The 13,024-nt window shown below is 68.0% G+C and carries 14 protein-coding genes; 7 read left to right on the forward strand and 7 right to left on the reverse strand.

Annotated features, from left to right (window positions below; translation table 11 throughout):
- Positions 1–443: 443 nt before the first annotated feature.
- Together AC069I_RS23950 and AC069I_RS23955 are read left to right on the forward strand one after the other, a co-directional pair.
- Complete coding sequence (locus AC069I_RS23950) at positions 444–704, forward strand: hypothetical protein (RefSeq protein WP_478228635.1); 261 nt, start codon at positions 444–446, stop codon at positions 702–704.
- A gap of 147 nt (positions 705–851) precedes the next feature.
- Positions 852–1,478 carry a hypothetical protein gene (locus AC069I_RS23955; protein ID WP_478266431.1) on the forward strand — a complete coding sequence of 209 codons (627 nt, stop codon included), beginning with the start codon at positions 852–854 and terminating at the stop codon, positions 1,476–1,478.
- Here the strand turns inward: AC069I_RS23955 and AC069I_RS23960 are convergent.
- Genes AC069I_RS23960 through AC069I_RS23980 form a run of 5 tightly spaced genes read right to left on the reverse strand, consistent with a single transcriptional unit; the run spans position 1,460 to position 5,313 of the window.
- The gene (locus tag AC069I_RS23960; protein WP_478228633.1) at positions 1,460–2,059 is read right to left on the reverse strand and encodes a dihydrofolate reductase family protein; all 600 of its coding nucleotides are present in this window, start codon (positions 2,057–2,059) and stop codon (positions 1,460–1,462) included. The two genes, AC069I_RS23955 and AC069I_RS23960, sit on opposite strands and share 19 nt — an antisense overlap.
- A 5-nt stretch (positions 2,060–2,064) precedes the next feature.
- Positions 2,065–2,865, reverse strand: coding sequence for a metalloregulator ArsR/SmtB family transcription factor (locus tag AC069I_RS23965; protein WP_478266432.1), 801 nt, complete (start codon positions 2,863–2,865; stop codon positions 2,065–2,067).
- Positions 2,866–2,898: 33 nt separating this feature from the next.
- Positions 2,899–3,906: a methyltransferase gene (locus AC069I_RS23970; RefSeq protein WP_478266433.1), complete on the reverse strand. Its 1,008-nt coding sequence runs from the start codon at positions 3,904–3,906 to the stop codon at positions 2,899–2,901.
- A 32-nt stretch (positions 3,907–3,938) separates the two neighbouring features.
- A complete protein-coding gene (locus AC069I_RS23975; protein ID WP_478266434.1) occupies positions 3,939–4,526 on the reverse strand; it encodes a short chain dehydrogenase in 588 nt (195 codons plus the stop codon).
- 13 nt (positions 4,527–4,539) lie between these two features.
- On the reverse strand, positions 4,540–5,313 hold the full coding sequence (locus AC069I_RS23980) for an aminotransferase class IV family protein (protein WP_478266435.1): 774 nt from the start codon (positions 5,311–5,313) through the stop codon (positions 4,540–4,542).
- A 54-nt stretch (positions 5,314–5,367) separates the two neighbouring features.
- Between AC069I_RS23980 and AC069I_RS23985 the strand changes: the two genes are divergently transcribed.
- Positions 5,368–5,877 (forward strand): DinB family protein, encoded by a 510-nt coding sequence (locus AC069I_RS23985; protein WP_478228628.1) that lies wholly within the window; start codon positions 5,368–5,370, stop codon positions 5,875–5,877.
- On the opposite strand, the gene dnaE is transcribed toward AC069I_RS23985, so the two are convergent.
- Positions 5,849–9,370 carry a DNA polymerase III subunit alpha gene (gene dnaE / locus AC069I_RS23990; RefSeq protein WP_478266436.1) on the reverse strand — a complete coding sequence of 1,174 codons (3,522 nt, stop codon included), beginning with the start codon at positions 9,368–9,370 and terminating at the stop codon, positions 5,849–5,851. The two genes, AC069I_RS23985 and dnaE, sit on opposite strands and share 29 nt — an antisense overlap.
- A 120-nt stretch (positions 9,371–9,490) precedes the next feature.
- Here dnaE and AC069I_RS23995 point away from each other — a divergent pair, with 120 nt between their 5' ends.
- Positions 9,491–10,426, forward strand: coding sequence for a LysR family transcriptional regulator (locus AC069I_RS23995; protein ID WP_478231795.1), 936 nt, complete (start codon positions 9,491–9,493; stop codon positions 10,424–10,426).
- Positions 10,427–10,501: 75 nt separating this feature from the next.
- Here AC069I_RS23995 and AC069I_RS24000 read toward each other — a convergent pair whose 3' ends face one another.
- On the reverse strand, positions 10,502–11,461 hold the full coding sequence (locus AC069I_RS24000) for a glycoside hydrolase family 25 protein (protein ID WP_478266437.1): 960 nt from the start codon (positions 11,459–11,461) through the stop codon (positions 10,502–10,504).
- Between the two features lie 129 nt (positions 11,462–11,590).
- Here AC069I_RS24000 and AC069I_RS24005 point away from each other — a divergent pair, with 129 nt between their 5' ends.
- From AC069I_RS24005 to bcp, 3 genes are all read left to right on the forward strand, one after another.
- Entirely contained in the window at positions 11,591–11,773 is a 183-nt protein-coding gene (locus AC069I_RS24005) for a hypothetical protein (protein WP_034308775.1), read from the forward strand.
- Positions 11,774–11,974: 201 nt separating this feature from the next.
- Complete coding sequence (locus AC069I_RS24010; RefSeq protein WP_340683692.1) at positions 11,975–12,520, forward strand: hypothetical protein; 546 nt, start codon at positions 11,975–11,977, stop codon at positions 12,518–12,520.
- A gap of 27 nt (positions 12,521–12,547) precedes the next feature.
- Positions 12,548–13,024, forward strand: a complete 477-nt coding sequence (gene bcp / locus AC069I_RS24015) for a thioredoxin-dependent thiol peroxidase (RefSeq protein ID WP_478228623.1) — start codon at positions 12,548–12,550, stop codon at positions 13,022–13,024.

Consider the following 13,024-nt stretch of genomic DNA (forward strand, 5'->3'; position numbering starts at 1 on the left):
TCACAGCCTGCCCGGGGTGACGCGACGGCGTCTCGAACCATGCACAACGCCCTGACCAGAGGTGCCAGATCGCTCGAACTCGGGCCTCGCCGAAGTAAGATCAAATCTTACTTGGACTGAATCCGGCTTCAGCTCGCCTGCCGATAGCGAGAGCCTTGGCACCGCTATCGAAGCCGAGCCGCCGGACGATCGACAGACCACGCGAGCGTGATTCGCGAACTCGCAGCTGGGACCGGATTGATCGACGGCCCGCTTCCGACGTCGGGGCGCATCGCCGTTTTTCGGCAACAGGCGGCAGGACTAGCGGCGTGGTGACGAAGACCGTGACCCGAGTTCGGCGCCTCACCGCACTGCATCGCCTTGCCCGACGCCGTCGTTGGTCTTCACGTCCATCTCTCTCAAGTAGCTGACCGGCGATCGGGACTACCGGAGGACGGTCTGCCATGGCCGCAGCGACCGCGCCGATCAAAGTCGACGCCGCGACCGATGAACTCGTGTCCCACGCGGCTCACTTCATGTCGCGCTCGAAGAAGGACATCGTCGATGCGGCCGTACGCGAGTACATCGACGCACACCGCGACGAAATCAACGCCGGCATCAAAGCCGCCCTCGGACAGCTCAACGGCTCCGACTCTGCCGCCATCTCCTTGATGACCGGATTGAGCGGTGACGAACTCGATGAACTCGGCGGCATGCCGAAGTAGCTTGGCGCCCTAGCGGTCGATCTCCACACGAGGCCGCTCACTAGTATTTGATCATGGCCCAGGTCACAATCGGCGACCGTCCGACCAAGAGATGCCTTGCCGATCTCAGCCTTTCCTTGCCGGAACGCCGGCGGCGCCCAGCGAATCTTGTCCCTGAACGACCGCGTGTGGTTCAAGGTCAAGACCAGAGATCGCCGGGCGGTCGTAACCCGATCGCAGGACGACGACCTGCCGGAGGAACTCCCGAGTGAAGTCGGAGGCTGGTGGATCGGCGCGGCCGGCCATCGCCAAGCCGACAGTCCGCAACGCGACTTCTACGAGTCGATCAGGCGCGAGTGCACTGACGGCAAGACCGTTTCGACCACGCATCTCCTCCCTGTCGAATGGGACTGGAAGCGCCTCAGCGCGGAGCAAGCGGTCGCCTGGCGACGCGAGATGAAGCAGTTGGTGGTCCATCTCATCGCCATGTCGCTCACCAGTGGAAAGCTCGTGGTAGCCGAGTTCCAGAACCATCGCATCAAGGCACTCGTCCGCGTCGATGACGCCCACGAGGCCTACCTGGCGATCATCGCCGATGGAATCCCGGATCCAAAGATCTTCGCCCGGCTCCTCGACTGCGTTCCCGGCGTCACAAAGGACGATTGGCAACCCGAGTCGTCCGAGCTGGCGGCGATGGAACCGGCGCCCGGCGAGATCGCCTGGTCGACACTGTTCCCGTCAGAAGTCGCGAGCGCGATCCTCGAACTCGACGCCGCTCAGCGCACCCGGTCGTAAACCAGCGCCATCTCCCCCAGTTCCCCGGCCTCCCGGTAAGCGAGCGCCCACTTCGAGGCGGGCAGACCGTCGACGAACAGCCGCTGCCCGCCGCCGGTGATCTCGGGGCAGATCATCAGGTACAGCCGGTCGATCAGGTCGTCCGCGAGCAGGGCCTTGATGACGCTGGCGCTGCTGTTGACCAGGATGTCGCCTTCCCCGTTCGCCTTCAGGCCGGCGATGACGTCGGCGGCCGGGGCGTTCACGACGCGGGCGCGGTCCCACGGCGCTTCGGTCAACGTCTTCGAGAAGACGACTTTTTCGGCGTCCACCAGCCACTTCGCGTAGGCGCGGTCGCGCGGGTCGGCGTTCTCGTCGGCGGCGATGGTGGGCCAGAAGCCCAGAAATCCTTCGGCGTTCAGCCTGCCGAGCACCGCGGTGGTCGCCTTCTCGTGGATGCGAGCGAGGTGAGCGCGGGCGACGTCGGTGGTGGCGTACGAAACGATCGCGCCCATGTCGCCGGGTCCGCCGGGGCCGCTGTAGTGGCCGTCGAGGGTGAGGCTGATGTTCGCGGTGACGCGGCGGCCGGTCGGATTCGTCATGTCGTTCAGTCCTTTTCGTGAGTGAGCCGAGCTGCGAGGTTGTCGAGCACCTGACCCCAGCCGGTTTCGATCCCGGCGATGAAGGGGACCGCCTCGACGGTCGTTTCGGTGATGCGCAGATCGAGCCGGAGCCGGGTCCCGCCCGGCGCCTCGGTGAACTCCAGGTCGTAGTGACCGGTGAAGAAGACGTCCCCCTTGGCGTCCAGTACCGAGAGGTCGAATTCGAGGTGTTCGGGTTCGGTCGCGGCGCGGACCTCGCCCGCGGAGCGGTATCGCCCTTCCGCGTCGCGGTAGTCGAGCACGGCCCGGCCCCCGGCCCGCGGCTCGATGACGCAGTCGGTGACGGTCATCGAAGGCGGCGCCCACCAGGACGCGAGCAGCGCGGGCTCGGTCCAATACCGCCAGACTGCGTCCGGCGAAGCGGCGAGCAGACGGTCGAACGAGAACGCCCGCCCGTCCCCCCACCGGTCCTGCTTCGCGGAGACGGCGTCCGCGGAGATCGCGGCCTGATAGCGCGTGAGGACATCTCGCTCGCCCTCGTTCGCCTCGATGGTCGCGATCAGCGCCCGCAGCCGCCCTTCGAATTCCTTCAGCGGGCCCGCTTCGGCCGCATAGACCCGACGCTGGCCCAGCGGGAAAACCGTCACGAGGCCGGCGCGGGCGAGGGTCTGCAGGTGCTTGGTGGTCTGCGGCTGCCGCAGGCCGGTCAGCTCGGCGAGCTCACCGACGGACCGGGGCCGCTCGGCGAGAAGCTCGACGATGCGCCGCCTCGCCCCGTCTCCCAGTGCTGCTGCGATCTGCTCCATGCCCAGAAGTATTCACGCAGCCGAATATTCTTGTCAAGGAATATCTTCGCGATGGAACTCCAGCAGACTTCGCTCCTCGGTCAGCGTGGTGATGGAGTCGAAGACCAGTCCGTGCGCGGCGGCGAGCTCGCGAAGTTCGTCGAGGCGCCGCTCGCGGCCGCCGTAGAGCACGAGCATCACCAGGTCCCACTCGGTCTGCGCCCCGATCCCGCCGACCGCCTCGATGACGAGGACCCGGCCTCCGGGCTCGGCCGCCTCGGCACAGCGGGCCAGGATGTGCTGGGCGTGCTCGTCGTCCCAGTCGTGGAGGATGTCGGAGAGCAGGTAGGCGTCCGCGCCGGCCGGGAGCGGGTCGAAGAAGCTGCCCGCGGTGACCTCGACGCGGTCTTCGAGGCCCTGCGCGCGCAGTTCCTGTTCCGCGGCCGCGGCGGTCGGCGCGAGGTCGACGAGATGGCCGCGCATCGAGGGGTTGGCCTTCAGGATCGCGGCCAGCAGGCTGCCGTGGCCTCCGCCGACGTCGACGAGCGTGCCGAACCGGGACCAGTCGAACCCGGAGACGAGCCTCGGCACCTGCGTCAGGAACCGCTGGGTCATCTGCCGGTCGAACGTCTCCCGGAGCTGGGGCTGCTCGGCGAGATCGGTCCAGAAGTCCTTGCCGTAGCGGCGGACGTACCCCGCCTGGCCGGTGGCTACGCTGTGCGCGAGTTCGATGAACGCCAGCTCGCCCCGCCCGCCGGCGGCGTTCATGTCCAGGAGCCCGGCCAGACCGTTCCCGGCGTCGGCGCGGAGTTTCGCTCCGTAGTCGGTGGTGCGGTAACCGGTCGATGTCCGTTCGAGGACGCCGAGGGTGACCAGGTGCCCCAGCAGCAGATCGAGCGCGAGCGGGGATTGGCCCAGCTCCGCCGCCAGCTCGTCGACGGCCGCGCCGTGCCCGGACAACCGGTCCGGTAGTCCCAAGGTCACGGCGACCCGCAGCGCCATCGGCGTCGCGAGCCCGGCCAGCCGGAGGAATTCCTGTCTGTCCTTGTCATGGATCGTCACGACTGTCCACTGTGGCAGCGGGGTCAAGCGACTTACGGCACCAACGTGCGTCCGGTAAGGTCCGCGTTCTCCACGGCCTCGACGTAGCTCCGCGCGACGTCGGCCGCCGGGGTGCCGCCATCCTGTTCGCCGAGTGCGGCGAGGGTTTCGCTCACCCAGCCGGGACTGACGGCGTTGACCCGGAGGTCGCGCGGCAGTTCGCGCGCAGCCGCGGCGACGAACGCTTCGAGACCGGCGTTGGTCAGGACGCCGAAAGCGCTGCCACGCAACGTCTCCGGGATCCGGCCTGCGGTCAAGGTGATCGAGCCGCCGTCCGGCAGACGCGGGATCGCGCGCCGCAGCAGGAACACCTGCCCGAGCAGTTTTCCTCGCAGCCCTTGGGTGAACTCTTCGTCGGTGCCGTCGTCGACCGGCACCAGCGAGCCGCTCCCCGCACAGCACACGACGTGCTCGATCCCCGGCTCGGCGCCGAAGAGCGCGTCGAACGTGGCGGGCTGCTCGACGTCCACCTTGATCTCACTGGAGCGGGACGCGGGGAGCACGGTGTGGCCGCGCGCGGTGAGCGCTTCGGTGACCGCGGTCCCGATCGTCCCGGTGGCACCGACCACGAGGATTTTCATCGGCGTCTTCCCTTCAAGGTCGCGTGAGAGGTTCGGATTCGTAAGCCTGGTGCAGTGCCGCGACGAACGCCGGGGCGGAGGGCAGCGGCGCCGCGCCGATCCGGCGCACCGCGATCCCCGGCGTCCACGAGTTCATGACCACCGCGCCCGCGAGCGCCGGCAGGCCGGCGATCGTGACCTCCTGGACCCGTTGCGGCACGCCGAGTGCGCCCAGCCGCCGCTGGACGATGCCCATCGTCGTTCCCCGTAGCAGGCCGGCGTCGGGCCACACCACCGTATCGCCGTCCCAGAACGCGAGGTTCCAGATCGTCGCCTCGCTCAGCCTTCCCCGGCGGTCGACGAACGCCGCGTCGTCGAACCCTTCGCCGATGGCCCGCCGCCGGAAGTACGTCTTCGCCATCTCGCCGGTGTGCTTGATGGACGGGAGGACGCGCTCGTGGCCGACGGCCGTCAGCGCCAGCGGCCCCGCCGGACCGGACGCCGGCGGCCGGGTGCGCACCAGGACTTCGAGCTCCCCGGGCTGGTGGATCGTCACGGTGAGGGAGACATCGGCTGGGCCGGGCTCCAGCGCCTCGCGCACGTACGAACGGATCCGGTCGTCGGGCAGGGCGTCGCCGAACAGCTCCAGCGAGGCGGTCCGGAGCCGGTCCAAATGCAGGTCGAGACCGCGCACGCGGCCGTCACGCACCTGCATGGCCGTGAAGTGCGCGAAACCGGCGAAGGCGAGCTGCGCCAGCTCTTCGGCGGTCGCCGTCCGGCCGTTCAGCCGCGCGACATGAGTAGTCATGCCCGCACGGTAAACCGGTTGCGGCCGCCCTGTCCCGGAGGAAGGATCCCGCGGGTGTCCGCATCGCGTACCGAACTGTCGCGCTGGCAGTTCGATCTGACCTGGTCGTTGTTCGAATACCACCTCGCCGACCTCGAACCGGCGGACTTCCGTTGGAAGCCGTCGGCGCTTTGCTGGACGATCCGGCCGGACGGCACTCCCGACTGGGCCGACACCGAACCCGACCCCATCCCGGTCCCCACGATCGCCTGGCTCACCTGGCATATCGGCTGGTGGTGGAGTGTCGCGCTGGATCACGCGAACGGGCGGACTCCGCGCGAGCGCGAGGAGATCACCTGGCCCGGTGAAGAATCCACCGTCGAATGGCTGCGCGGGCTTCACGAAGAATGGCTGGCCGTCTTGGATCGCTTGACCGACGCCGATCTCGACGCGCCCTCCGCCTATCCGTGGGGCGAGGAGGCCGGGCTGACCTTCGCCCACACAGTCGCCTGGGTGAACTCCGAACTGATGAAGAACGTGTCGGAGATCGGACAGCTCAGGTTGCTGCGGCGCAGCTCGGTGTGATGCCGGGGATGGACTTCAGCTCGCCAAGGAGCATCGAACTGACGGCGACCGGGTAGTCGTCGAGGGCGTACACCGTCTCGGAGAGTTTCACCCGGACCGGTGTTCGTCCTTTGTGCGCCAGCAAAGTCCGCTTCAGTTCGAGGACCGCGTCCTCGGTCAGTCGCTGGGCGGTCGCGTGCAGGGTCAGCGGCGGTTCCCCATCCTCCGCCGCGGAAAGATCGAGCGGCACGAGACCGCCGCCGAACACGGACATCTTGTCCTCCCGCCAGTTCACCCGCCCGCTGACGCGGACGGCGTTGTCCTCGGCGAGATCCGCCGCGAACAGCGCATACGCCTTGGGAAAGAACAGCACTTCGAGCGCCGCGTCGAGGTCCTCGATCGTGCAGATCGCCCACGGCTCGCCCTTCTTGTTCACCCGCCGCTCCAGCGACGTGATGAGCCCGGCGACGACCAGTTCCCCCTCGCGCGGCGGGTTGTCGAGGATCGCCGCGATCGGCCGGGGCGCGTGACCGCGCAGCACGCGTTCCGCCCCGTCGAGCGGATGCGCGGACACGTACAGGCCGAGCATTTCCCGTTCGTGCGCGAGCAGTTCCTTACGCGGCCACTCCTCGACGCCGAGCTTGAGGTGCGCGAGCGGCGAGGTGCCCTCGTCGCTCTCCTCGCCCGGGCCGAAGAGGTCGAACTGGCCCATCGCCTGCTTGCGCTTCAACGGCACCACGGCGTCCACCACGTCCTCGTGCACCCGCTGGATCGAGAGCCGCGTATGCCCCAGCGAGTCGAACGCGCCGGCCTTGGCCAGGGATTCGATGACGCGTTTGTTGCAGGCCACCAGTTCCGACTTGTCGAGGAAGTCGGTGAACGACGCGTACTTCCCCTTCTCCCGCCGGGTCCTGATGATCGAGTCGACGACGTTCGCGCCGACGTTGCGCACCGCGCCCAGCCCGAACCGGATCGCGTCCCCCACCGCGGAGAACCGGAGCCCCGATTCGTTGACGTCCGGCGGCAGCACCTTGATCCCCAGCCGACGGCATTCCGACAGGTAGACCGCCGACTTGTCCTTGTTGTCCCCCACCGAAGTCAGCAACCCCGCCATGTACTCGGCCGGGTAGTTCGCCTTCAGATGAGCGGTCCAGTAGCCGACCAGGCCGTAGCCGGCGGCGTGGGACTTGTTGAACGCGTAGCCGGCGAACGGCAGGATCGCGTCCCAGAGTGCCTGCACGGCCTCGCGCGAGAAGCCGTTGGCGACCATGCCATCGCGGAAACCCTCGAACTCCTTCTCCAGTACCTCTTTCTTCTTCTTGCCCATCGCCTTGCGCAGCACGTCGGCCCGGCCCATGGAATATCCCGCGACGTCACGCGCGATCCGCATGATCTGTTCCTGGTACACGATCAGGCCGTGCGTCTCGGCCAGGATCTCGCGCAGCGGCCCGGCCAGTTCGGGATGGATCGACTCGATCGGCTGCCTGCCGTTCTTGCGGTCCGCGTAGTTGTTGTGCGTGTTCATCGCGATCGGACCCGGCCGGTACAACGCGTTCACCGCGATGATGTCGCCGAAACCGGTCGGCCTCAGCCTGCGCAGCAGATCCCGCATCGCGCCGCCGTCGAGCTGGAAGACGCCGAGACTGTCGCCGCGGGCGAGCAGTTCGTAGGTCGCCGGATCGTCTACGCCGAGCGTGTCGAGATCGATCTCCTCGCCGCGGTTGGCCTTGATGTTGTCGAGCGCGTCGCCGATGACGGTGAGGTTCCGCAGGCCGAGGAAGTCCATTTTCAGCAGGCCGATGGCCTCGCACGACGGATAGTCCCAGCCGGTGATGACCGCGCCGTCGTCCCTCCGCCACAACGGGATCGCGTCGAGCAGCGGTTCACTCGACATGATGACGGCGCAGGCGTGGACGCCGGCGTTGCGGATCAGGCCTTCGAGCCCGCGCGCGGTCTCGAAGATCTTGGCCGCCTCGCCGTCGCCTTCCAGCAGCGCGCGGACCTCCGCCGCCTCGGCGTACCGCTCGTGGTCCGGCTCGACGATCCCGGCGAGCGGGATGTCCTTCGCCGCGACGGGCGGCGGGAGCGCTTTGGAGATCCGGTCCGCGATCGCGTACCCACTCTGTCCATAGTGGACACGAGCGGAGTCCTTGATGGCCGCCTTCGTCTTGATGGTGCCGAAGGTGATCACCTGGGCGACGTGCTCGGCACCGTACTCTTCGGTGGCGTACCTGATCATCTCGCCGCGACGCCGGTCGTCGAAGTCCATGTCGATATCCGGCATGGAGACCCGCTCGGGATTGAGGAACCGCTCGAAGAGCAGCCCGAGGTCGATCGGGTCCAGATTGGTGATGCCGAGCGCGTACGCCACGAGCGAGCCCGCCGCCGAACCGCGGCCGGGCCCGACCCGGATCCCGACGCGGCGGGCGTGGTTCATCAGGTCGGCGGTGATCAGGAAGTACGCCGGGAAACCCTTGTCGGCGATCACACCGATCTCGAAGTCGGCGCGGGCGAGGTACGCCTCCGGGACACCGTCCGGCAGACGGCGGCGAAGCCCGGCCGCGACCTCCTCGCGCAGCCAGGACTCCTCGTCGTGTCCGTCGGGAACCTCGAAGACCGGCATGCGGTCGACGTGCCGGTAGACGTCGTCGTAGGGCTGGATCCGTTCGGCGATGAGCAGCGTGGAATCCGCCGCTCCCGGCACTTCCGTGTCCCAGTACTCCCGCATCTCCTCCGCGGATTTGAGGTAGTAGCCGTCGCCGTCGAACTTGAACCGGCCGGGATCGTCGAGGGTCTTGCCGGACTGGACGCACAGCAACGCCGAATGCGCGGACGCCTGACCCCGCGTGACGTAATGCGAATCGTTGGTGGCCAAGGGTTTCAGCCCGAGTCTGCGCCCGATGTCCAGCAGCCCGTCCCGCACGGACCGCTCGATCGGGAGCCCGTGGTCCATCAACTCGAGGAAGAAGTCGTCCGCGCCGAAGATGTCGCGGTAGTCCGACGCCGCCTGGATCGCCTCGCCGGGCTGCCCGAGCCGGAGCCTGGTCTGCACCTCGCCGGACGGGCATCCAGTGGTGGCGATGATGCCTTCGTGATGCCGGGCGAGGAGCTCCCGGTCCATCCGGGGTTTGCGGTAGTAGCCCTCCAGGCTGGCCAGCGAGGACAGCTTGAACAGGTTCCGCAACCCGGTCGCGTTCTCCGCAAGCATGGTCATATGCGTGTAGGCGCCGCCACCGGAGACGTCGCCGCCGTCGCCACGCCGTCCCCAGAACACCGGTTTCCTGTGGAAACGGGACTCGGGCGCGACGTAGGCCTCGATGCCGATCACCGGTTTGAGCCCCGCCTGGACGGACTGCCGGTAGAACTCGTCCGCGCCGTACATGTTCCCGTGGTCGGTCATGCCCACCGCGGGCATGCCGAGCCGCTGGGCCTCCGCGAACAGGGGCGCGATCTTGGCCGCGCCGTCGAGCATCGAGTACTCGGTATGAACGTGCAGGTGCACGAAGGAGTCCACCGGCCACTCCCCACGGTTGTACGATTCCGGTCCGACGCGGCGATTGGACCCAAGCGTCGCCGGTGTTGTCCAACAAGCGACACGCGACCAGCGACAACCAGAAGTTGTAGGGAGTGCACAATGGAGCTGGACCTGGGCGCGGTGCGCGCGTTCGTCGCGGTGGCCGATGACCGGTACTTCGGCGAGGCGGCGATCCGGCTGGAGGTCAGCCAGCAGGCGATCTCCAAACGCGTCGCGAAACTCGAGTCGGATCTCGGCGTACGACTGCTGTCGCGGACGCGCGGCGGGGCCGAGCCGACCGAAGACGGCGAGGAGTTCCTCAAGCACGCCCGTACGTTGATCAGCCTCGCGGACCAGGCCGTCGAGCGCCTCCACGGCAGGCGGCGGGCGCTGCGCGTCGACGTCCTCGGCACGCGGCTGGCGACCATGGAGGTCATCCGGGCCTTCCACGCCGACCACGACGACGAACTGGAGCTCGTCACGCCCGGGCTGGGCGCGCTGCGCCGGTCCCTGCTGCCCGAGTCCGTCGATGCCGCCTTCGCCCGCGTCAGCACCGTGCCGTCCCCGGGGATCGGCCGCACGCCCGCCTACCTGGAACCGGCGAACCTGCTGGTCGGACGGCGGCATCCACTCGCACGTCGGCGCCGGGTCGCGATGGCGGAACTCGACGGCCTGACGGCGTGGATGCCCTACAACGCACGGGCCAGCGAATGGGCGGAGTTCTGGCAGGAACTGTGCCCGGAGTTCGGCATCCTGGTCGACACCGACGGCCCGAACTTCGGGCTCGAACACCACATCGAGGTGCTGAGCGAGTCGAAGGACAGGCTGGGTTTCGTCGGCGCGAAGATGCACGTGCCCTGGCATCCGGACGTCGTCCAGATCCCGCTCGTCGACCCGACGCCGGTGTACCCGTTCTCCCTGCTGTGGCGGCACGAGAACCGGCACCCCACGCTGCGGCTGCTGATCGAGCACGTCCGCTCCGCTTACCGGCCCTTCGATCCGGAGCGGCACTGGCTCCCGGCGTCGGATCGGGAGGCCATGAGCGCGGATCAGTGAGGGCGGCCGGAAGTCCGTGAAGGCCTCCTTCCCTACCCTCAAGGTAGTGAAGGAGGCCTTCACGGACTTCCGGGCTCAGCCGACGATGTCGATCTCGAAGTCCGCGGTCGAGCTGTACTCGAAGTCGGCCCACACCGCGCCCGGCAGGTGGTACCGCCGGTGCGAAACGGTCTTCGGGTCGAATCCGGGTGTCTGCGTGGGATTCCCGCCGACACCGACCTTGTCGCTGCCCCAGGCGTAGATGTTGCCCTGCCACACGGGCGCTTCGGAGATGCCGTCGCCGTCGATACGCGGCCGCACGATGATCGCGGCCGTTTCGCTGCCCGAAAGCAGCAGCCGCACCGACGTGGTGTCCTTGCTGGCGGGAATGGTCCTGCGTTCCATGAGTTCTGTCGTCGCCTTCCGTTTCGGGGCGGCGCCGCCGCCGGTCAAGTGGGCGTTCGTGTAGGACTCGTTGAGGTCGACACTGCTCGCGCGGATGCCGGGGATATGACCGGCGTCCGAGTACTGGTGCACGTCGTAGCGGCCCGCCGCGGCATCGGGTTTGGCCACGTAGCGCGCGATCCAGATGACGAGGTCCCGTACGTCGAACTGGTCGGGGCGCAGCATCTTGGCGAGTGAGTTGTTCATGTAGATCCCGGGGCGGAACCCGTGTCCGGCCACGCGGTCGCAGAACCTGATCGAGAAGTCCCGCTTACGCCCGTCGGGGATGTTCGGTGCCCCCGAACCCGGCGGGTGGTCCTCGAGGTCGAGCATCGGGACGCAGCCGGTCGCCCCGAGCCGCCGGACCTCCGCGATGAACACGTCGGCCTGCGCCTCGGGCGAGGGGCTCGCCTGAGCGTAGTGATAGCCGCCCACCGGGATTCCCACGGATCTCGCGCCCGCCACCAGCGCGTCGCCGGTGTTGCGCCCGCCGTTCGGCAGGCCACCGCCGTCGGTGAGCTTGACGAAGACGAAGGTCACGCCGTGATCCTTGACAGCCTGCCAATTGGTAACCGATTGAAAGCGACTGTAGATATCTATTCCCAGCGCCATCGTTACAGCCTGACGGGTGTACAACTTGGGCAAAAGGGCCTAGTGGGCGATAGCTGATGCGCCCGATTCGCCCTTTTGGGCGGCCACTCCTTGGCTGACGCGGCCCATCCATACCCGTACTGTGACGACATGGCGTCTCGAAGCCCCATTCGCTGGCTGACCCGATGGGCCGACTGGTTCGAAGAGCGCGGCGTCTACGTCCCGGGCGAAGAAAGCCGGGCGGTCGATCCGATGCGCGATTTCGGCTGGCTGATCGTGGCTTGGGTGTCCGGACTGGCGATCTTCATCCTGTTCTTCGCCTTCGCCGTCTGACCCCTCGGCGATGTGCCACCGAGGTGACGACTGTCACTAGTCGTGTCCTTCCGGTCACGGATCGGCCACGGCTGTACACCAGGTGCGCGTCAACCCGGCCTCGCCGCTCCTCTCGGCTCCGGAAGACCGTCACTCTGGACTCTTCGGCACTAATACCTACCTCGAACGGCCCACCCGCACCGCCGACTGGAGTAACCCCACATGGCGCCCCCGCGCACCCCGAAGCTCTTGATCGCCGCCTGCTCGTTGCTGCTGGCGGCCGCGTGCGGGGTTCCGGCACCGGAAAAAGGGGCCGCCGTACTCGGCGCGGACACTCCGGCGCAGGGCCTGGCCGCGACGCACGCGGAAGGCGACCTCGCCTTCGGCGCCCCGCACCGGTTCGCGACCGGGGTCACGATCTCCGTTTCCGCGCCGAAAGCGTTCCGTCCCAGCGCGTCCGCGTACCCGCAGAGCCCGCGCGCGGTGGCCTTCGGCATCGAGGTGACGAACGCGGGCGAGGGCACCTACCGGCTCTCCGGCCTGTCCGTCACGGGCGAGGTCGACGGAGAGACCGCCGCGGTCAAACAGGTCGTCGACCCCGTGCAGGGGTACAACGGCATCGCGGACGCGGGCAAGGACGTGGCGCCCGGCCGGTCGGTCCAGCTCAACCTCGCCTTCGCCGTTCCGGACAGGCCGGTGAGGCTGCGCCTTCAGGTGCGGCCCAGCCCTTCGGAGCCTGTCGCCGCGAAGTACTGCGGAAAGGTCTGACGCCGCCGATTCGCTACCGTGTGCGTCATGACCGAGCAGCGACTTTCCCCCGGCGACAAAGCGCCCGACTTCACCCTCCCCGACAGCGAGGGCAACGACGTCAAGCTCAGCGACTTCCGCGGCAATTCGGTCGTCGTGTACTTCTACCCGAACGCCGGCACGCCGGGCTGCACGAAGCAGGCATGCGACTTCCGGGACAGCCTCGCGCAACTCAACGACGCCGGCTACCAGGTGCTCGGCATCTCGCCCGACAAGCCCGCGAAGCTCGCGAAGTTCGTCGAGGCGGAGGGGCTGACCTTCCCGCTGCTGTCCGACACGGAGAAGACCGTCCTCAAGGCGTACAGCGCCTTCGGCGAGAAGAAGAACTACGGCAGGGTCTACGAAGGCGTCATCCGCTCGACGTTCGTCGTCGACCCCGAGGGCAAGATCGCCGTGGCGCAGTACAACGTGCGCGCGACCGGCCACGTCGCGAAGCTGCTGCGGGACCTCTCCCTGGCGTCCTGA

The sequence above is a fragment of the Amycolatopsis sp. NPDC043885 genome, assembly GCF_056435685.1.

Bases quoted from the DNA above. Each gene is read 5' to 3' on its own strand.
- AC069I_RS23950 (WP_478228635.1), top strand. From the start codon at position 444: ATGGCCGCAGCGACCGCGCCGATCAAAGTCGACGCCGCGACCGATGAA.
- AC069I_RS23960 (WP_478228633.1), bottom strand. From the start codon at position 2,059: ATGACGAATCCGACCGGCCGCCGCGTCACCGCGAACATCAGCCTCACC.
- AC069I_RS23965 (WP_478266432.1), bottom strand. From the start codon at position 2,865: ATGGAGCAGATCGCAGCAGCACTGGGAGACGGGGCGAGGCGGCGCATC.
- AC069I_RS23975 (WP_478266434.1), bottom strand. From the start codon at position 4,526: ATGAAAATCCTCGTGGTCGGTGCCACCGGGACGATCGGGACCGCGGTC.
- AC069I_RS23980 (WP_478266435.1), bottom strand. From the start codon at position 5,313: ATGACTACTCATGTCGCGCGGCTGAACGGCCGGACGGCGACCGCCGAA.
- AC069I_RS23995 (WP_478231795.1), top strand. From the start codon at position 9,491: ATGGAGCTGGACCTGGGCGCGGTGCGCGCGTTCGTCGCGGTGGCCGAT.
- AC069I_RS24000 (WP_478266437.1), bottom strand. From the start codon at position 11,461: ATGGCGCTGGGAATAGATATCTACAGTCGCTTTCAATCGGTTACCAAT.
- AC069I_RS24005 (WP_034308775.1), top strand. From the start codon at position 11,591: ATGGCGTCTCGAAGCCCCATTCGCTGGCTGACCCGATGGGCCGACTGG.
- AC069I_RS24010 (WP_340683692.1), top strand. From the start codon at position 11,975: ATGGCGCCCCCGCGCACCCCGAAGCTCTTGATCGCCGCCTGCTCGTTG.
- bcp (WP_478228623.1), top strand. From the start codon at position 12,548: ATGACCGAGCAGCGACTTTCCCCCGGCGACAAAGCGCCCGACTTCACC.